Here is a 20,091-nt window from a genome sequence, read left to right on the forward strand (position 1 = left end):
CTCGACGATGACGGTGACCAGTTTGCCCGCGTTGCGTTTGCCGAGCTTCAGGCGTTGGGCGGCCCCCATGAGCCTTCTAGGGGCCTGGTGGGTCTGCCGCGGGATCAGACCGACGGGTCGGCCACCTCGTCCCTATTCGCTTACCCAGAGGATTCTTCGCTCTCATCTGCGCGGAATCAATGACCTGACCGGCTGCTTCGTTCGCCTCCGTCATGGAGTCGACGGCGGGCAGGAGGGCTGATCTTGATGGGCGGGGTCCGGCCGCATGGTCTTTGACGGGTCCGCAGGACTCCGCTACTCTTCATGCCGAATCAGATATCGGAGTTTACATGGAGGGGCGGGATGCTGCTGACGACCGGGCAGGCAGCCCAGGAACTCGGCTGCGCCATCACCACCTTCCGCCGCCTCGTGCACGCCGGACTACTGCCGGGCCTGTCCCGCCGTGGCGTGCGCGTCATGGTTCCGCTCCATGTGGTCCAGGCACTCGGTCAGCGTCGGCATGCCCCGCTGGACCGGCTGAATGCTCAAGAGATCGCCGTCCTGCGGGTCGACGCGGCCAAGCAGGTACAGGAACCGGACCGGAACTGGATCGGTTTTGCCGCTTCCCTCACTCCCGAGGACATCCTCAAGGCGCTGCGCGGCTGGTGGCGGTGCGATGCGCAGAGCGTGGCGGCCGCCGGAGTCCTGCCGGTGACCATGTCAGGCTATGTGGTGGCCGTCCTGACCGGTTTGGAGGCCTGGGAGAAGAACGCCCAGGGCCGCCACGGCTTTCCTCACGCGCGCTTGGCGGGCTACGTCACCGACCTGGCCACGCCCGTCCATCACGTGACCGCCTCCTCGCACGCCGACCGGATGCTCGCTGATCTGCTGCTAGGCAGCCGGCTGGTCTCCCACTCGGGCGGGGCCATCGCCTACGTCCCCACACACGCCGCCGCCCGCCGTCCGGACAAGGAAGCCTGATGGACGCACAGCGCTACACCGCAGCCCTCGCTGAACTGCGCACCGTACGGGACGAGATCAAAAAGGCCCAGGCGGCTCTGGCGAAGCTGGAGGCCGAGCGGGACCGGCAGATCACACAGCTGGCCGGGTACGGGAAGGCGAAGGCGGAACGGATCGCCCCGGCGGCCGGACTGAGCGTGGCCGACATCGTCACCCTGGCCCCCGCGTTGGCCCCCGACCGCCTCACCACGGCCGAGACCGGCCCGGCCCACTCCGAGCCGGACGTCCCAGCTGCTGACGGCACGAAGAGCTCACCCCATCCCCCCGCCCCTGCAGGAGCGAGGGCGCCCGCGATGGCCGCCGCCCCGCCGGCACCGCCCGCCGCTGTCCCGCCTCCCGCTGCTCCTGCCGAGGACCCTGCCCGCGCGAAGCCCGCAGCCCCGGACGCGCCGCGTGCCCTCCCCTCGATCCCCGACGGGGCAGCAGGCGGCGGTTGGTTCACGCACACCCCGAACCTGCTCTCCACGCCACCGAACTTCACCCAGCAGGCCCGCTCCACCGTCTTCCTGGACACGGACACGGGCGTGCTGGTGCACCGCAGTCAGACCTACCGCCTCGACCTGGCCGATACCTCGGTCGCCGCCATTCTGACCGCCGTCTTCCATAACCTGCCCGAAGGCACGGAGCGCATCTACATCACCGCCGGTGACCCCTGGCACCGTGACGCCGACCGCTACCCGTATCTGCGCGATGCGGTCGCGGCCTGGCTGAACGCCCCCACGCCGGGCTGGCGCACCGACACCGGCCGAGGCAAGGACCGGATGGCCGGGCACTTCGTCCACGCCCGCCACCCCGTCGGCCGCTACCAGCGCGACAACGGCGACAGCCACGTCGAAATCCGCTCGGTGGGGGAGTGGTTCGACACCGGCGGCGACGACCCGGCCACCGTCCGGGACGCGTTCGTACTGCTGTGGCAGGCGCTGCGCCGCCACTGGACCGACGCCGTCATCATGGGCTCCCCGTCGCAGACCGGCCGCGACCTGTGGACCCGCACCATCCCCACCCGCGGCCAGCACGCCGAAGGCTTTCCCGTCCTGTCCGAGGAACTGCGCGGCCTGCTGCACGCCACCGCCGGCCAGGGACGCAACGAACTCGTCCTCCCGCCCCGCGTGCCCGAACAACTGCCCCAACTCATCGAGTACGACCGCACCTTCGCCTACGCCAAACACACCTGGAAGTCCCCGGTCGGCACCCCCCGCCGGATCACCGCCGCCACCTTCGCCTCCTGGAGCGAGAAGGAACAGACCCGGGCCCTGTACGGCTGCGGCCACTGGCAGGTGCGGGCCACCGTCCCCGACACCTGGAACCACGTCGGCATCCTGCCCGCCCCCGCACCGGGCGACCGCGCCTGGCACTACCCGGCAGCCCCGGGCACGACCTTCACCACCTGGGCCGGCGGCCCCGAAATCCACACCGCCCTGACCAACCCCCTCACCCCGTGGAAGATCGAAATCCTCGACGGCATCCTGTGGGAGGACGGCAAACCCCTCGACGACTGGGCCAAGAAACTCAAAGAGACCTGGACCAACCTCTCCGCCCAGGCCCACTTCCAGGGCGACGCCCAGCAGGCCCGCGCCGCCCACCTCGCCTCCCGCGCGGTGCGCGCCATCCTCCTGTACGGCATCGGCTCCTTCGCCCAGCGCCCCCGCATGGTCACCGGCACCACCCCCCGCACCCTGGAGCGCGACATCCCGCCGGACGCCGAAATCATCGGCTTCGACGACGAACAGATCACCTGGCAGAAACCCACCGGCTTCAGCCGCGACCCCAACGCCCACCCCGAATGGGCCGCCGCCATCTGGTCCGGCGCCCGCGCAGCCCTCCTTACCCAGCGCCACCGCGACGACAACGTCCACGCCGGAGCCCTGCACACCGAACCCGGCAGCGTCGTCGCCTTCCGCACCGACGCCCTCTACCTCACCCAGCCGCAGGCCTGGCCGCATCACCATCAGCCCGGCGACTACCTCCTCAAGGGCCACCTCACCGGTCCCGTAGCCGCACCCACCACCGAGGCAGAACTCCTTACCCTGCGGGACGCCGGACGCACCGCCCTCACCCCCAGCGCAGGAGAGGCCTGATGCCACCCCGCCCCCGCCGTAACCGTCCCACCGGGCAACGCGAGCTGAACGAGGCCGCCCAGCTGGCCGACCAACTGCAGTCAGCCGGCTACACCAAGCGCGACATCGCCCGCATCATCAACCGTGACGCCTCCCTGGTGTCCCAGTTCTACACAAAGAACAAAGGCGCAGCCTTCGTCCCCGCCCTGCGCCAGGTCCTGGCCGCCGTCCAGACAGGCGGCATCACCGACCTCCCCGACCTCGCCTCCATCGCAAGCCGGCACATCACCCGCCGCACCACCACCTCCGGTGCCACAGCCCGGGTACGCAGCAAAGCCGTCCTGATCACCCCCACCGGCTCCGGCACCGGCCGCGTCGGCGCCCAGGCGATCGCCTCCGGCTCCTCCCGTCTGCGCCCCCTGATCGCAGAAGCCGCCCGCCACGGCCTGCGCCTGGCCTTCACCGTCCGCCTGGCCAAGACCGGCTACATGCACCCCTCCGGCAGCCGCACCGACTCACCCGGCATCCGCCGCGACGTCATCCAGCGCGCCGATCACACCGAGGAGCGCTCCTACGGCTCTTCCCAGACCGGCGGGCACGACGCCGCTGGCTTTGCCCAACGCGTCGATGCCGCGGGCGGAGACGTCACCGCAGCCGTCCATCAATGGCTGGTGGAGACCGGCCGCATCCGCCCGGATGCGCACATCATCCACCTGGAGATCCGTACCTGGCGCCCGCGCTGACGTGTCAGGGGCGGGGGTTCGGCGAGACCGCAGGCGCCTGCATCCCGCCGCCGCTGAGTGACTACGGCCCTGCGGCTGCCTGCTGCACAGCCGACTGCAGCAGCACGGAAATCACAGGTAGGGGCCCAAGGGCCTTCCCTGTTGCCCCTCTGCTCGGCACTGTCGCAGCCGCGCACTGTGCGGTATGTCGGAGCCCCGCGCAGTGGGTCTTCGGCGCCGGGGCCATCGGATTACGGGACAGAGGAGTGCGCCGGGCGGGGGATGTTCAGCTGGCCGGTGCCTCCGGCTGCGGCTCGGCCACAGTGGGCTCGGGGGCGGCCGCGGCGGTATAGAAAACGGATGAGCCCTGCTTGGCGCGGTGAGCGTGGCTCTTGGCCACGAGTCCTTCGAGGGTGGTGCGCACGACGGTGGTCTTGATGTTGCGCTCGGGATGGGCCTGCCCCAGCGCGGAGGAGATTTCTGCAGCGGAGCGCGGCTCGTCCTGCTCCACCAGGTGAGTACGGATCAGTTCGACGAGGGTCGGTGCGGAGGCTGCCGCAGGCGAGGCTTTGGCTGCGGGCTTCTTGGCGGCAGTCTTCTTTGCGCCTGTGGCGCCTTCCTTCCTGGCCTTGGCTGGCTTGGGTGTGACAGAGGTCCGCTCAGGTGCTGACTGCGAGGCGCTGGTGTCCGGCCGGGCCGGGCTTGCGACGCCGAGCGCCTGCTGCATGCTCACCAGCACATTGTGGTCGTGCTGCAGGGCACTCAACTGCTCCTGCAGTGCCTCGATCTCGGCGGCGATACGTTCCTGTTCCTTGGTGTTGCGATCGAGATCGCCTGCCACCTGGGCGCTGTACTGCGATGTCAGTTCGGTGGCGGGCGCCCGGTTTTCAGACATGACATGGGCCTTTCTTCGATGTGCGGCTGTGGCGGTGAAAGTAGCAGGTGCCGAGCCCGCGAAGAGCTGTGGAGTGTGTCCGTCCACGACAACTGAGCTGTTCGCAGACCGCGACAGTCTAGAAACATGTATGCACGAGAGGAGCGGGATGTTCCTGTCGAGTGATGTCTCATTCTCTCCCGCCGAGCGCGGCACGGCGGTTGAGGGGAGCGCGATCACTGCCGCACATCTGTGCGGCCCACTTCGGCAGGGGACGGAACGTGCCAGGAGACTTCGTCACTCTCCCGGCAGTACTGCCAGGAAGCCAGCATGCGCGCGGCGACCAGCCGGTCGAGGAGTTCCTCGATCTGGTGTGGTGAGTACCCGCATAGGCGGGCGAGTACTTCCATGTCGGTCCTGCCTCCCTCGTCCGACGTGCAGGAGGCCACGGCCAGGGCAGTCAGTCGCACGGACGGCGGCCACCCGTCAGGCAAAGCCCTTGGGGCGGGGCTCAGCGCCCACTGGGCGGCGCGGGCCCGCGTACGGCGTCCGGCTCGCTGAGCGAGGACCGCGGCGTCGAGTAGTTGGGCCTCCATGTGCGGATGCCCGCCGGCTCTGCAGCTCAGCCAGCCGGCATGCTCCAGCTCTTCCCACAGTTCCCCGCGGCCGCGCAGCCGCATGCCGCGCAGCAGTCCGCCCGGCAGCCGGACATAAGCGCTGGCGTCGGCACGCAGGGCGCACTGCAGAGCAAGCAGGCGGGCGGCGGGGGAGGTGAAGCGGGGCAGCGCGGCACCGAGGTAGGTGAGCATCTCCCGCACCCTTGTGCGCTCACCCGGCCCGTGGAGCGGCCTGGGCGGAGCAGATCGGGCTCGGGACGCCGGGCATCTGCGCCCGGGCCTGAGCGACGTGTCGGGTACGACGGCCGTGTCGCTCATCACCGCGGCACAGGCGGAGCAGGCGTCGGCCAGACGCCAGGTGCGGCCACTGCGATCCCGGGTCAACGCGAGCAGGACCGGTCCGGCGCACCCGCGGTGGCGACGGTGCCAGACACACCCCCGCGCCCGGCACTGGCAGGTCCGCAGGTGCGAGGGCAGTACGTCCGCTCGGGCATGACGAGCCAGGTGTGTCAGCGCGGCGGACCGTGCGGAGGAGGCCGACAGAGGAGTGGCTGCCGCACAGCGGGGATGAGGGCAGGCCAGCAGCGGGCCGCCTGTCTGCGGACGCAGCTCCACGGTCCAGATGCGCCGCACTGGCGCATGCGCCCGGGCAAGCCTCATCGGCTGGTCGTCCTCCCCTCTGTTCCTGCCGCGGTGGTCGGTGCCCGGCTGTTGGAGGCCGGAACGAACGCACGGTAGTGCAGATCTCTGCACTGTGAATGTCACTCCCGCCTCGCCAGATAGTGCAGAGGTCCGCACTGACAGGGCAGGGTCCTGCACCGTCGGATGGTGGAGTGACGATCTTGCCGCCCGACCCCGACCTCACCGCGCTGCGCGTCACGCTGGCGCGCCTGCGGGGCGAACGCGGCTGGACCTTCGACGAACTCGCCGAGCGCAGCGGCCTGGCCCGCCGCACCCTCATCGACCTCGAACACGGCCGCACCACCGGCAGCGTCACCACCTGGCACGCCCTCGCCCACGCCTTCGACGTACCCATCGAGCACCTGCTGGCCCCCCTCTGCGACGACCACACCCCGCCCGGCGCACAAGGCTCCTGACCTGCTGGCGCGCCCTTCACGGACCCCGCCGCAAATCACCCGAACCGGTGAGCAGGTATAGAACACAAGACCGTTAGCCCGCACGCCCGTTCCTCCGGCTGGGCCGACCGGATGACATACCGGCCGCCGCGGCACCCCGGGCCGCGTGTCGCCTGGCACGGTCCTCGCCATGTGCCCCACTCCCACCCCCGCCGGCCGCCACTGGGACGGCAGCCCCCGCGTCACCCGCCGCCCCCGACCCCTGCGGGTGGCCGGCACCAGTCCCAGCCGCCTACTACGCGCCGGCCAGAGCCGCTGCTGCCGCCAGTGCGGCAACCGCATCGACCTCTACCAGCGCACCGACCAGCGGCCCATCGCCCTCCACCCGGCCGAACTGGCCGCCGCCGACGTCCCCGAATCCTCCCGCTGGCACCTGAGCGGCGGCATCGCCCACCCGCACGGCGACGGCAGCGCCTGGTGCCGCATCCCGCACACCCTGCTCTGCCCCCGTCGCACCCCCACCTGCAACACCGCCCCGGGCCTCGAAGCGATCCGACGCCAACTCGCCGTCCGCACCCGCCGCATGATCGACACCGGCAACTTCACCCCCGCCCCGGCCACCAGCACACAACCCACCACCGCCACCGATACCGACACCGGTGAACCCGACCGCCCCGTCGTACAGATCCTGCTCTGCCGCTACCTCGCCGAACACCCCCTCAACGATCTCCGCTGCGTAGCCCAAACCCGCCACCGCCACCGCTGCACCCACACCGTCCCTGCCCCCAACGGCCCGACCGGGACCTGGAGACTGCTGCCGGCCACAACACAGCACGGCCAACTCGCCCTCCCCGACGGCCTGATGGCCGTCTACGACCTCGGCAGGCTCCCCTACAGCGAACAACTGCGCTGGCGCGCCCAACGCTGCCCCACACACGCCGCAGCCCCCGGTGCCGCCGAACTCGCCCTGGCCGGATGGCAGCCCTTCGACCCCCTCCTGCACGCGACACACATCCACACCCGACTGCCCCAGCCCCAGACCTGCCGACAGGGGAGGGGATGACGATGCCGCACCACGCCCTGGAAATCGTGCTCACCCGCCCCCTGGCCCAGGCCGAACTCCGCGGCGCCGCCCGCGTACTGTCGCTCGCCGCCAACCACGACACCACCCGCCTCATGACCCTCGTCCACGCCAAGACCCCTCACCAGGCCGCCCGCCGACTACGCCACCGGCTCGGGGCACGGCTGCCCATCGACGTGATCACCACGCACTACCCGGACACCGACCACAAGGTGCTCCTCAACATCGACTTCCCGGCCGCCACCCACACCGCCCTCACAGCCGAAGCCTGCCGCGCGCACCAGAGCCCCGAGCGCTTCGTGGAACTGGCCCTGCACCGAGCCCTGGCCCAGCACGCAGACCAGGAGACCGACCGCCTCGACCGGGCGGTGCGCGAACTCCTGGCCCACACCACCCCCGCGCACCTGCTGTCCGCCGTCGGGCATGCACTCACCCGGCTTCCCGAGAGGCCCACACGATGAAGCCGACCGACGAGCAGGTGGCAGCAGCCGACGCCTTCCAGGCCGGCGACCACCTTGCCCTGCAGGCCGGTGCCGGCACTGGCAAGACCACCACCCTCGCTCTCCTCGCCCACGCCACCCGGCGTCGAGGCCGCTATTTCGCCTTCAACCGGCCCGTCGCCCAGGCCGCAGGCGCCCGCTTCCCGAACACCGTCCAGTGCAAGACCGCGCACGCCTTGGCTTACGGGGCCGTCGGCCACCGCTACACCCGTCGCCTGAACGCGCCGCGTCGCCCGGCCTGGCAGACCGGACGGGCCCTCGGCATCACCAAAGCCATTCGCATCGGCGACCGCGAGGTGACTCAAAAGGCCCTCTCCAACGCCACGCTGCGCACCGTCGCCCGCTTCTGCCACACCGCGGACGAAGTCATCACCCGCCACCACGTGCCCCCACTACGCGGTCTGGAACACACCGACCTGCACGCTCAACTCGCTGCCCACATCGTTCCGTTCGCCCGCAGAGCCTGGGCCGACCTGCAACACCCGGACGACGGCGCGGTCCGCTTCGAGCACGACCACTACCTGAAGATCTGGGCTCTCACCCGGCCGCGCATCCAGACTGACTTCCTGCTCTTGGACGAGGCCCAGGACACCAACCCCGTCGTCGAACAGGTCTTCCTCAGCCAGCGCGACCACGCCCAGCTCGTCATGGTCGGCGACTCCGCCCAGGCCATCTACCACTGGCGCGGCGCCAAAGACGTCATGACCGGCTTCGACGGCACCCAGCTCGCCCTCTCCCAGTCCTTCCGCTTCGGCCCCCTCCTCGCCGCGGAAGCAAACCGGTGGCTGCACCTGGCCGACGCCCCCCTCCGCCTGACCGGCACCCCCGCCGTGTCCACCGAACTCGGCCCCCTCACCCGGCCCGACGCGGTGCTGTGCCGCACCAACGTCGGCGCCATGGCCCACGTCATAGACCTGATGACCACCGGATACAGGGTCGCGCTGGTCGGGGGAGGAGACAGCCTGCGCGCCCTAGCTCTGGCCGCCCGTGACCTGAAGGACGGCCGCCGTCCCACCCACCCCGAACTGCTCTTGTTCCCCTCCTGGGGCGAACTGCAGGACTACGCCGCCCACGACCCCGCCGGCCGAGACCTGCAACCTCTGGTCGACCTCGTCGATACCCACGGCACTGACGCCATCCTCGCCGCCGTCGCCCGGCTCGTGCCCGAACAGCACGCCCAGGTGACCGTATCGACCGCCCACAAGGCCAAAGGCCGTGAATGGCCCCGCGTGAAAATCGCTGACGATTTCACCTCGCCCAAGGACACCGACCAACAAGACGCCGAGGGCCGGCCCGTACCCGGCCCCGTCGACGACGCAGACGCTCGCCTCGCCTACGTCGCCGTCACCCGCACCCGCATCCGTCTCGACCTCGGAGGCCTATCCTGGGTTCACGATCATCCGGACGGAATGCCATGACACAGAACTGGGCTTTCCAGGGATTGCTCGCTACAGCTTCTGTTCTATAGGCGGGAGGGGCTCTGCCCCGAGCCTCTCAAGGACGGAGGTTCGCTTCTGTCAGCGCCGCGGCGACACTAGGCTTGGCATCGGAGAATACCGACCCAGCCTTTATTCGACGGGCGCCGTCCTGTCCGTGCCCTGGGCGGGATGGGCAAAGAAGTCATTCAACATGCGTCCCCAGACTCACATCAACGATCCTGTTTATCGGGAAAACCGCCCGTAGCTACCGTCTCTGTGGTTACGGTCTGTGCTCATGCGGTTTCTGCACACTTCGGACTGGCACCTGGGCCGCCGGTTCCACACAGAAGACCTGATCCCCGCCCAGGAAGCCTTCCTCAACCACCTGATCGACACCGCCCGCAGTGAGAACGTCGACGCGATCCTCGTGGCAGGCGACATCTACGACCGGGCCATCCCCAGCCTGGACGCCGTACGCCTGTTCAACCGCGCCTTGCATCAACTCGCCGACCTCGACGTGCCAGTCATCATGATCAGCGGAAACCACGACTCCGCGCACCGCCTCGGCCTCGGATCCGGCCTCTTCGCCCGCGCCGGGATCCACTTGAGGACCGACCCGGCCACTTGCGACATTCCCGTGCTCCTCGAAGACGCCGACGGCCCGGTCGCCGTGTACGGCATCCCCTACCTCGAGCCGTCGATGGTCCGCACCCAGCTGGAGGCGGACGCCGCCTCCCACTACGCGGTGCTCACTGCAGCCCTGGACAGGATCCACGCCGACCTCACCAACAACCAGCCGGCCGGCACCCGCTCAGTGGTCATCGCCCACGCCTTCGTCACTCCCGGGTCCGGCCTGAGTGAGGATCGGGGCGTGGAGGAGTCCGACAGCGAACGCGACCTTAGCGTCGGCGGGGTTGCCCACGTCGGCGCGGATGTTTTCGATGGCATCGACTATGTCGCTCTGGGCCACCTTCACGGCCCCCAGAAGGTCACCGACCGAGTCCACTACAGCGGCTCCCCGCTGGCCTATTCGTTCTCCGAGGCACCCCACACCAAGTCCCTCACCCTCGTCGACCTCACCACCTCCGGTACGGCTCCCGCTCTCAGCTGGCTGCGCTGCCCGAAGCCCCACCGCCTGGAACGCGTCGAAGGCCTCATCGACGACCTGCTCACCGACCCCGCCCATGAACACCTGAAGGACGCCTGGCTCGAGGTCACGCTCACCGACGCCGCCCTGCCCTTCGAGGCCATGGCCCGCCTGCGCCGCCGCTTCCCTCACACTCTCAGCCTCAAGCACCAGCGTCCCTTCATCCCCGCCCAGGCCACCGACACCCCCACCTATACCGAGCGCCTCCACGGACGCAGTGAACTCGACATCGCCTGCGACTTCATCGCCGACCTGCGCGGCACCGCACCCACCCCAGACGAACACGCCCTGCTCCAACAGGCCGTCGACGCCGCCCGCGTGAACGAACTGCAGAAGGAAACCGTCTGATGCGTCTGCACCGCCTCACCCTGCAGGCCTTCGGCCCCTTCGCCGGCACCCACACAGCCGACTTCGACGCCCTGACCGCTGACGGCCTCTTCCTCCTGCACGGCGACACCGGAGCCGGCAAGACCACCCTCTTCACAGCCATCTGCTTCGCCCTGTACGGCGAACCCCCTGTCGACCGCGAGTTGATGCTGCGCAGCCACCACGCCCCCGACAACCTGCTCACCCAGGTCATCCTCGAGGTCACCATTGCTGGCCGGCGGCTGCTCATCGACCGCGTTCCCCAGCAAAAGCGCCCCAAGAGGAACGGCACGGGCGACACTCTTCAGAAAGCCGAGACCCGGCTCAGCCGGTGGACGATCGACTCCCTCGGCCAGGGCCACTGGGAGCCCTCCAGCAAGTCCCACCAGGAAGCCGGCAAAGAGATCAAAGACCTGCTCGGCATGAGCCGGACCCAGTTCTGCCAGGTGGTCCTCCTGCCCCAGAACGAGTTCACCAAGTTCCTCTACGCCGCTGCATCCCAGCGCCGTGAGCTCCTCGGCAAGCTCTTCCACACTGACCGCTACGCTTTCATCGAACGCTGGCTGAACGACCACAGCCGCACCGTCCAGAAGAACCGCGACACCGCCCGCGACGAGGTTCTCCACCTTGCCTCCCGCATCCACCAGGCCGCAGGCCCCCATCTGAAGTCCCAGCACGAGGCCCCCACCCCCGACGAGCCTCATACCCTGACCGGCCCTGCCTTGACCTGGGCCCACGACCTCACCCAGGCCAGCCAGGCTGATGCCCTTCAAACCGACAACGACGCCGAGACTGCAAGAAAGAACCAGCTCGCCCACCAAGAGCTGGAGAACGGCACCCGCGAACTGCACCAGCGGCAGACTGCTCACGCCGCAGCCCGCGAGCACATGGACCGGCTCAACGAACAGACCCCCCACCAGCAGGAGTTGGCCCGGCGCCGTGAACAGGCCCGTCGCGCACAGCAACTGGCCCCCCTGCTGCACGCCGTCACCACCGCCCGCACCGACCATGCCCGAGCCCAGGACACCGAACGCGACGCCCGCACCCGGCTGCTCCCCGAACACGCCACGCTTCAGGCCACCGACCTCGCCACGGCCGGACAACAGCTGCGCGACGACATCGCCGTGCTGAACACCTTCCTCCCCGAGGAAGACACCCTCCGCCAGCTCACCACCGACCTCGAACGCATCGACGCTGAGCAGCAAGACTTCACCAATCAGCAGCGCACCGCCCGCGACTGGCTCGAACAGGAGACCACCCAGCGCGCTGTCCTGGAGGGTCGCAGGGAAGTCGCCCGCCAGGCTGAGGAAGACAGCAGGGGTTGCCAGACCCAGCTGGACGCCCTCGGCATCCGCCTGGCAGCCGCCAAGCGCCGCGACGCCCACCTCACGCAGATCACCACTGCCGAGCAGCGCCTGACCGCCGCGCAGCAAGAAACCGACCAAGCTGCCCAAGCTCACATCGACATCCGCCGCCGACGCACCGAGGGCATGGCCGCCGAACTCGCAGCCGGCCTCACCGACGGCGCGCCCTGCCCGGTCTGCGGCTCGTGCTCTCACCCGGCTCCCACCCAGGCTCCCGACGGACATCCCACCCGCGAGGCCGAGCACACCGCCGAGGAAGCCCGCCAGCGAGCCCAGGACAAGCACGACGAGGTCGCCGCGGAACTGCAGAAGCTGCGCGAGAACGCCGCCGGCGCCGCCGGGGAAGCCGGTGACACTCCGCTGGCCACTCTCAAGACCGAACATGACCATCTCACCGGTCAGCTTGCCGACGTCCTCAGGCACGCTGCCGACCGCGGGATCGTCGAAGACGAACTCCTCAAACTGGATCGCGAACACACAGCCATGACCCAGCAGGACAGCACCGCCACCGCCGGCTTGTCCGCCCGCAACGCCACCCACGAAACCCTGTCCCAGCAACAAGCCGAGCTCACCAGGAAACTCGACACCGCCCGCGGCACCGCTCCCACCTTGGCGGCCCGTATCGACGACTTCACCCGCACCGCCGACCACCTCGAGCAGGCAGCCGAGGCATCACGCGCCGCCGCCACCCTCACTCAGGCCCTGCATACTCGCACCAGCGAAGCCACCGACGCCGCCGCCTCCCAGGGCTTCGACGCTCTCGCTGCGGCCGAACAGGCCCTGCTCAGCGAACAGAACCTCAACGCTCTGGAAGAAGAGATCAGTCAATGGCGTGAAGCACGCGCCACCCACCAAGCCGTCATCGACGACTCCGTCCTCCAACACGCAGCCGCCCAGCCGCCCGCCGACGTCAACGCCGCAGCCTCTCGGCGCGCCGCCGCAGACGACCAGCATGCCCAGGCAGTGACGGCTGCCACCGCCGCCCGGACCCGCACGAGCGAACTCACCGAACTCGCCACCACCTTGGGCACAGCCATCGAACACCTGGAGGCACTCGAACTCGCCCACAACACTGCCCGCCACCTCGCCGACCTGGCTACGGGCAATGCATCGGGCGCCCGGGTCCGCATGCAGCTGGAGGCCTATGTCCTGGCCGCCCGCCTAGAACAGGTCGTTGCCGCTGCCAATACGCGACTCCACCTGATGTCCGAAGGCCGCTACACCCTGCGCCACTCCGACCAACAAGCCGCCCACGGCGCCCGCTCTGGCCTCGGCCTGGAAATCACCGACTCCTGGACCGGCCGCCCCCGCAAGACCGACACCCTCTCAGGCGGCGAATCCTTCTTCGCCTCCCTGTCCCTCGCCCTCGGTCTGGCCGACGTCGTCACCCACGAAGCCGGCGGCAATCCCCTCGACACCCTTTTCATCGACGAAGGCTTCGGAACCCTCGACGACGACACCCTCCACAACGTCCTCGACGTTCTCGACTCCCTGCGTGCCCACGACCGCATCGTCGGCGTCATCAGCCACATCCCCGAACTGCGCCGCCGCATCACCCAACGACTCCACGTCCGGAAAAGCCCGACTGGCTCCACTCTCGCCCACCTGACCGAAACAGCCGAATAACCTGCACCCCTGGAGGACAGAGCCCCGCCCTGCCCTCCCTGGACCCTCAGCCAACCCCACGGAGCGGTACACCTTCATGGCCCCCGACATCGAGCTACGGCCCCATCAGAAGGAAGCCGTCTCCGCCGCAGCAGCCGCGCTCCGCGACCACGCCCGCGCGAGCGTGATCGCCGCGTGCGGCACCGGCAAAACCCTGATCGCCGCCCGCACCACAGCCCGCATCGCCCCGCGGGGAAGGGTACTGGTGCTGCTGCCGACGTTGGATCTGCTGTCCCAGACGATCCGCTCCTGGCGTGCTGCGGGACGCAAAGGCACCACGATCGCGGTGTGTTCGGCCCGCCAGGCCCTCGACCATGAACCGCTCGGCGCCGACACCCCCATGACCACCGACCCCACAGATCTGGCTGCCCTCACCACCACACCCCGGCCAGGCCCGGTCACCGCCTACGCCACCTACGCCTCCCTGCCCACCGTGGTCACCGCGCACCGCGACCACCATCTGCCTCCCTGGGACCTCGTGGTCGTCGACGAGGCCCACCGCACCGCAGGCCGGCTCGGCAAGGCCTGGGCAGCCGTCCACCACGACGACCAGGTCCCCGCCGCCCGCCGCCTCTACCTGACCGCCACCCCCCGCATCTGGGACCCCGACGAAGACCGGGACGAAGACACGGAGGCGGTGGCCTCCATGGACGACGAGAACCTCTTCGGCCCGGTCGCCTACCGGCTGACCCTCTCCGACGCCATCGACCTCGGCCTGCTAGCCGACTACCAGATCCTCGTCCCCGTCGTCACCGACGAAGACCTGCGCGACTGGCTCGCCACCGGACCCGGCGCCGGCGTCGACGGACTGCGCCTGGCGGGCCGTCAGGTCGCCGCCCTGCGCGCCATCCACGACCACCAACTGCGCCGCGTCCTGACCTTCCACCACCGTGTCGCCGACGCCCGTGCCTTCGCCGCCACCCTGCACGACACGGCCGCCACCCTTCCCGAGGAACTCCGTCCCAAGGGCCTGTGGGCGGACTGGATCAGCGGCAGCCACGCCCCCCAGATCCGCCGCCGCCTGCTGCTCGAGTTCGCCTCTCACACCGACCCCCACACCCCGGCGGTGCTGTCCAACGCCCGCGTGCTGGGGGAAGGCATCGACGTCCCCTCCATCGACGCCGTCGTTTTCGCCGACCCCAAGAACAGCCCCGTGGACACCGTCCAGGCCGTCGGCCGCGCTCTACGCCAGCAACCCGGCGCCGGCAAGAAGGCCACCCTCGTCGTCCCCGTCTACCTCACACCCGGCGAAGACCCCGACGACCTCCTGGGCGCGGATGCCTACACCCCTCTGTGGCGCACGGTGCAGGCCCTGCGAGCCCACGACAACCGCCTCGAGGCACGCCTGGCCGATCCACGCACCCACCGGCCCACCACGCCCTCGCAAGACCCCGACGCCTGGCTGCGTTTCGACCGCCCCATCCAGGCCGAAGAAGTGGCCCTCGCCCTCTCTCTGCGAGTCCTGGCACCCAAGAGCGCCGAATGGCGCCGCGGTCTCACCGCGGCCCGCCGCTACCATCGCACCCACCGCCACCTCGACGTCCCCCAAGCCTACGAAGACACCACCAACTACCCCCTGGGCCGCTGGCTGACCTGGCAACGCCACCTCCACACCACTGGCGTCCTCGACCCGGCCCGCACCCAAGCCCTGGAACGCCTCGGCATCATCTGGGACCCCCGCCGGCAGGCCTTCGACCGCGGACTTGCCCACGCCACCGCCTACGCCGCCCGCCACGGCCACCTCGCCGCCCCGGTCGACGAGATCCACGACGACTTCCCCCTCGGGCGGTGGCTGGCCACCCAGCGCACCCGTGCCGGCCGCCTCACCGCCGAACGCACGGCCGCCCTCACCGCCCTGGACCAGTGGTGGAACCCGCCCTGGCCGATCACCTGGCAACGCGCCTACCACGCCGCCCACCAGGCCAACCGCACCGCCAGCACCCCGGCGGGGGAGTGGCTCACCGTTCAGCGCACCCGCAGCGACGACCTCCATCCAGAGCAACGCCGCCTCCTGAAGGAACTCGGACTCGACATGCCGGATGTGCCTGCCGCGCGCATCCAGGACAGCCAACTGCCGGCACGCGAGCGGGCCTTCCAGCTCGGACTGGCCGCCGCACGGGCCTTCCAGGACAGGGAAGGACACCTCGATGTCCCACAACGGCATATCGAGAACCTCGGGGACGAACCCGTGCGTCTGGGGCAGTGGCTGAGCAACCTGCGCCGACGCCGCTTCCGCCTCAGCCCCCAGCGCCAGGCAATGCTCACCGAACTCGGCCTGTAACCGCCGCGCCCACAACTCGGCGAAAAGTGTCGTGCCGCGGCAGCGTGGGCGCACCGTCCCCTTTACTGTCCGCATGTGGCGAGGACACTACGGCTGGCGGTGGCTCAGAGCACCGTTCCACAGGACCCGACCGATCCGCAGAACCTTCGCGTGAGCGGAGCGGAGATCCGCAGTCTGATCCGTGCGGCGAGCCGGGCCGGTGCCCGCCTGGTGCAGTTCCCGGAAGGGGCGATCACCTACCCCGGCAAATACGTGATGTCCTCTGCAGGGCCCGACATCGTCGCTGAATCGGACTGGACCCGAGTCGACTGGAACATCCTGCGCCAGGAGGCGGAGGAGATCGCCGCTCTCGCCGGTGAGCTCGGGCTGTGGGTCGCGTTCGGCTCGATCCATCCGCTCACGCCGCCTAACCGCCCGCACAACAGCCTCTACGTCGTCTCCGACACCGGACAGCTCGTCACCCGCTACGACAAGCGGCTGCTGTCGCACACCGAGGCCACCTACATGTACACGCCGGGCACCGACCCCATGGTTTTCGAGATCGACGGCATCCGCTTCGGGGCAGCACTGTGCATCGAGGCGCACTTCCCCGAGCTGTTCGCGGAGTACGAACGCCTCGACATTGACTGCCTCCTGCTGTCGGTGATGGTCGACGACCCCATGCGCGCCGTCATCGCCCAGGCCTACGCCGCCCTCTACGACTACTGGATCGGCTACGCCATCCCCGCCCAGTACAGCGCCACCGTCCCCTCGGGGATCGTGGCACCCGGAGGGCGGTGGCTCGCACGCTGCCCCGACGACAACCGCCCCGCTCTGGCCGTCACGGACATCGAACTCGATGCAACCGACCAGGACATCCACGTCGCACTGCGCTACGCCCGCTCCTGGCGCCGCACGGTACGAGCGAGCCTGACCGAGGACCCACCGGCCCACGTCGATCCCCGCAGCTCTACGAGGACTGCCTTTTGAGGAACTCTGCCGCCCCGGGCTGAATCGTCGCGCACCAGACCCGGGACGCAGAGGATCCGCGGCGCATGCGGCCCGTCGCTACAGATACCTATCCTGTGCGGCTCTGTCCGCGCATGACGTCGACCAGGTCAGCACCGACCATCCGTCCTCCGTACAGGGCGCTCCACGCGGCAAGCGAGACGACGCCGATCAATGGTGCCACCGCTGCCTCCGGCAGCCCGGCCATCAGGGCGCCCGCCGCCGTGCCTGTGACGATCAATCCGAAGGCGGGCAGACGCACCCATTCCCTGCTCGGCGCTGGAATCACGCCGCACAGATCGTCGGGGTCCAGCAGAGCCAATGTGCGCCCTTCGGCATAGCGCTGTGCGATCTTGAGCAGCAGCGCCGCCGCGTCCTCGAAAACCTTGGCAGTGTCTGCGTCGTTGTCCTGTCGTGCCTCCACGGCTCGCAGGGCGCCGGCCACCTTCGCCGCATGTTTCCGCAGGTCGCCGCGACGGGGCTGCCGGACGCGCCCGTGCCGCGTTCGCCAGGCGGACCACACCACCCGCTCGGCCGCCTTCAGACTGATCCGCGGGGGGTGCAGCACATCACGGTTCTCGAGTTGCTTGCGGGCCAGGCCCACGCTTCGGCACACGGCCAGCAGAACGACCACGGGCTGCCACCGTGCGCTCTCACCGCCCCGGACGGTCTGGGAGGACGCGCTCCGCGGCTGCCGGATCCTCGGTCGAGCACTCGGGCGGGGAGAGCCGGCAGGGTCGCTGGCGCGACGGTAGAGAGATACTGCGACTCGCATGGCGAGCAGGACCATCACCAGCAGGAACAAAGCTGTAAGAGCTCTGGCCGTTCCCATCGGGTCGGCCCATGGATCGGTTACCAGAGGCCCGACCGCAGAACGCACCCATCCGACTGCATCGCGTCCCGCCCCCCACAGTTCGCCGAGCGGGTCCAGCGTGGCCACCCTGCACTCCTTGGCGGTGCCGGCGTCAACTGCATGCCCGTGTCCGCCTGTCCGGGTCGCATCCACGCACGGGGGCGCCGGCTCGCTGCCGGGCGGGTGCATGACCATGTACCTGACCCCGACGACGATGGTGCCCACGTTGAACAACGCGACGAACAGGACGAAAAGCTTGATCCCCTGCGCAACGAACGCCGCAGGCATAAACGTGGTCCACGCCCGGACAGCTTCAACCAGAGCGAACCATTGCCGCGTCGGCACTCCGGGGACAACTGCTTCCAAGTGCTCCACAGCGCCCGTGAGCCGCCGCGTCGCCTGCGTATCGACCCACACCTGCCAGCGACGGCCTATGGGCCCGATCCCGCGGCGAAGCAGTTCTTTCGTCCCCAGCGCCGCTCTCCGGCGCAACGTTGCAGACACGTCCCAGGCGGTCGTCACCACGTAGTACAGCAGCAGGAGTCCGATGAGTTTGACCAGCGATATCAGCAGTCCGACCACCAGGGCAGTGTGGTCCAACGGGGCATCAGGCCGCAGCCGGATGATCGTTTCACTATGAACGGTGGGGGCTTGGCGCCTGGGCACGGGTCCGATTCAGCGGAGGGGAGCGTCAGATCCCCGGCACTCTGACCTCATTTTTCGCCACCCGGGCAATGCACTGCGAAATGGCCTGATCTGGCACGTCTGCTTGGTGGCTGACCGGAATGCGGACGTGGTTCCTCCGCGTGCACCGCAAGCGTGCATGACCCGACGGCCCTGGTGAAGCCGCCTCGCGGCGTGCGGACCGGCCTGTACGGCGTCCCAACTGCTGCCTTCGGAGAGAAGGAGCCCGACAGCGAGACGGCCCGCCATCTGTCCTGAACTCTCCCTGAAAACAGCCGAGTTGAGCCACCAAGGTTGATCGACTGTCAGTGGCGCCCATCAGCATGACGGTGATGGCGGGGGGGAACACATGACCCTTGGGGAGGACCACATACCGTTTGTCCGGCCGTACGTACGCTCCGACGGAACGTCAGTACGCGGGCACACCCGATGGGCGCCGGCCGCGCGCCGGGAGATGACCATCATCGCCGTCTTCGGCCTGGCGGTGCTCGGCTTCGGCAACCCACCGACCCAAGGCGTCGCGGACAGCCCCGCGCCCACACCCTCGATGTCGTATCCGATCCGCTTCGATACGCCCACACCGCACAGGGTCACGCCCACGCCCTCGGTGTCGTACCCGGTCGACCTCTCTGCCCTGGGAGAAGGGCGATGAGCCGGCGCCCGCCCGCGAAGCGGCGAACCGCCCGACGCCCCAGCCAGCCGGACATGTCGGTCGCCGTCCTGGCTGTGGTCGCCGTCGCCGCGGTCGGCCTGGCGATAACGGTGGTCAACTGGCTGCTCGCACACTGGTGGCTGCTGCTGATCATGATCGTCTTCGCCGCCCTGGCCACCATCGGGTGGTGGCAGCAACGGGCACAACGTGTGCAGTGGGAACAGGCACGCGCGCGTGCCCTGCGATACGGACTGGCCCAGCTGGACGGACTCTCCCACCGCCAGTTCGAACACGCTGTCCGCGACCTGATGTACCGGGACGGCTGCACCGACGCCGTCCAGGTCGGCGGCCAGGGGGATCTGGGAGCGGACGTGAAGGCGACCGACCCGCAGGGCCGACGCTGGGTCCTGCAGTGCAAACACCGCCGACACGGGGAGCGGGGTGCCGCCGTGGGCACCCCGGATCTGCAGGTCCTCAACGGAACAGGACGCCCGGTCCACAAGGCGGACGTCGTAGTGATGGTGACCAACGGCAGGATCACCCAGCCCGGCCGCATCTTCGCCCGACAGCAGCGACTGCATCTCGTCGACCGCCACCTACTCGGCTCCTGGGCCGCAGGGTCACGGCCACTGTGGGAACTCTTGGCAGGGCTTCCCGCGCCGCGAAAGCCCTCACAGCTCTCCTGAATCGATCGTCTGTGCTCACGGGACACAGAGGACGTCCGGGATACCCATGACGCGGGTATCCC

17 protein-coding genes are annotated in these 20,091 nt (G+C 69.5%); 14 read left to right on the forward strand and 3 right to left on the reverse strand.

Going from position 1 to position 20,091, the window contains the following annotated elements:
• Positions 1–342: 342 nt before the first annotated feature.
• The 3 genes from ACGFY9_RS47905 to ACGFY9_RS47915 are packed head-to-tail and all read left to right on the forward strand — an operon-like array spanning position 343 to position 3,799.
• On the forward strand, positions 343–960 hold the full coding sequence (locus ACGFY9_RS47905; protein ID WP_393765315.1) for a helix-turn-helix domain-containing protein: 618 nt from the start codon (positions 343–345) through the stop codon (positions 958–960).
• On the forward strand, positions 960–3,077 hold the full coding sequence (locus tag ACGFY9_RS47910; RefSeq protein ID WP_393765317.1) for a hypothetical protein: 2,118 nt from the start codon (positions 960–962) through the stop codon (positions 3,075–3,077). Before ACGFY9_RS47905 ends, ACGFY9_RS47910 begins: the two co-directional genes overlap by 1 nt.
• Positions 3,077–3,799, forward strand: coding sequence for a helix-turn-helix domain containing protein (locus ACGFY9_RS47915; RefSeq protein ID WP_393765319.1), 723 nt, complete (start codon positions 3,077–3,079; stop codon positions 3,797–3,799). The genes ACGFY9_RS47910 and ACGFY9_RS47915 overlap by 1 nt, the downstream gene beginning before the upstream one ends.
• Before the next feature lie 265 nt (positions 3,800–4,064).
• Here the strand turns inward: ACGFY9_RS47915 and ACGFY9_RS47920 are convergent, their stop codons facing one another.
• On the reverse strand, positions 4,065–4,673 hold the full coding sequence (locus ACGFY9_RS47920) for a hypothetical protein (protein WP_393765320.1): 609 nt from the start codon (positions 4,671–4,673) through the stop codon (positions 4,065–4,067).
• Between the two features lie 215 nt (positions 4,674–4,888).
• Entirely contained in the window at positions 4,889–5,461 is a 573-nt protein-coding gene (locus tag ACGFY9_RS47925) for a hypothetical protein (protein WP_393765322.1), read from the reverse strand.
• Between the two features lie 641 nt (positions 5,462–6,102).
• Here ACGFY9_RS47925 and ACGFY9_RS47930 point away from each other — a divergent pair.
• The 8 genes from ACGFY9_RS47930 to ACGFY9_RS47965 all read left to right on the forward strand — a co-directional run bounded on the left by ACGFY9_RS47930 (position 6,103) and on the right by ACGFY9_RS47965 (position 17,136).
• Entirely contained in the window at positions 6,103–6,366 is a 264-nt protein-coding gene (locus tag ACGFY9_RS47930; RefSeq protein WP_328674909.1) for a helix-turn-helix transcriptional regulator, read from the forward strand.
• Between the two features lie 169 nt (positions 6,367–6,535).
• Positions 6,536–7,408, forward strand: coding sequence for a DUF6083 domain-containing protein (locus tag ACGFY9_RS47935; RefSeq protein ID WP_393765324.1), 873 nt, complete (start codon positions 6,536–6,538; stop codon positions 7,406–7,408).
• On the forward strand, positions 7,405–7,887 hold the full coding sequence (locus ACGFY9_RS47940) for a hypothetical protein (protein WP_393765326.1): 483 nt from the start codon (positions 7,405–7,407) through the stop codon (positions 7,885–7,887). Before ACGFY9_RS47935 ends, ACGFY9_RS47940 begins: the two co-directional genes overlap by 4 nt.
• Positions 7,884–9,344, forward strand: coding sequence for a UvrD-helicase domain-containing protein (locus tag ACGFY9_RS47945; RefSeq protein ID WP_393765328.1), 1,461 nt, complete (start codon positions 7,884–7,886; stop codon positions 9,342–9,344). Before ACGFY9_RS47940 ends, ACGFY9_RS47945 begins: the two co-directional genes overlap by 4 nt.
• Before the next feature lie 295 nt (positions 9,345–9,639).
• Positions 9,640–10,839 (forward strand): exonuclease SbcCD subunit D, encoded by a 1,200-nt coding sequence (locus tag ACGFY9_RS47950; RefSeq protein WP_393765330.1) that lies wholly within the window; start codon positions 9,640–9,642, stop codon positions 10,837–10,839.
• Positions 10,839–13,847, forward strand: coding sequence for an AAA family ATPase (locus ACGFY9_RS47955; protein WP_393765332.1), 3,009 nt, complete (start codon positions 10,839–10,841; stop codon positions 13,845–13,847). The genes ACGFY9_RS47950 and ACGFY9_RS47955 overlap by 1 nt, the downstream gene beginning before the upstream one ends.
• A 76-nt stretch (positions 13,848–13,923) precedes the next feature.
• Positions 13,924–16,167, forward strand: coding sequence for a Helicase associated domain protein (locus ACGFY9_RS47960; RefSeq protein WP_393765334.1), 2,244 nt, complete (start codon positions 13,924–13,926; stop codon positions 16,165–16,167).
• A gap of 150 nt (positions 16,168–16,317) precedes the next feature.
• Positions 16,318–17,136, forward strand: coding sequence for a carbon-nitrogen hydrolase family protein (locus ACGFY9_RS47965; protein WP_393765336.1), 819 nt, complete (start codon positions 16,318–16,320; stop codon positions 17,134–17,136).
• 88 nt (positions 17,137–17,224) lie between these two features.
• On the opposite strand, the gene ACGFY9_RS47970 is transcribed toward ACGFY9_RS47965, so the two are convergent.
• The gene (locus ACGFY9_RS47970) at positions 17,225–18,589 is read right to left on the reverse strand and encodes a hypothetical protein (protein ID WP_393765338.1); all 1,365 of its coding nucleotides are present in this window, start codon (positions 18,587–18,589) and stop codon (positions 17,225–17,227) included.
• A gap of 237 nt (positions 18,590–18,826) precedes the next feature.
• On the opposite strand from ACGFY9_RS47970, the gene ACGFY9_RS47975 reads away from it, so the two are divergent.
• From ACGFY9_RS47975 to ACGFY9_RS47985, 3 genes are all read left to right on the forward strand, one after another.
• On the forward strand, positions 18,827–18,949 hold the full coding sequence (locus ACGFY9_RS47975) for a hypothetical protein (protein WP_393765340.1): 123 nt from the start codon (positions 18,827–18,829) through the stop codon (positions 18,947–18,949).
• Positions 18,950–19,145: 196 nt separating this feature from the next.
• The gene (locus ACGFY9_RS47980) at positions 19,146–19,343 is read left to right on the forward strand and encodes a hypothetical protein (protein WP_393765342.1); all 198 of its coding nucleotides are present in this window, start codon (positions 19,146–19,148) and stop codon (positions 19,341–19,343) included.
• Complete coding sequence (locus ACGFY9_RS47985; protein ID WP_393765344.1) at positions 19,340–20,029, forward strand: restriction endonuclease; 690 nt, start codon at positions 19,340–19,342, stop codon at positions 20,027–20,029. Before ACGFY9_RS47980 ends, ACGFY9_RS47985 begins: the two co-directional genes overlap by 4 nt.
• The last annotated feature ends 62 nt before the right edge of the window (positions 20,030–20,091 follow it).

The sequence above is a fragment of the Streptomyces sp. NPDC048504 genome (assembly GCF_043200035.1).
Taxonomy (GTDB): Bacteria; Actinomycetota; Actinomycetes; order Streptomycetales; family Streptomycetaceae; genus Streptomyces.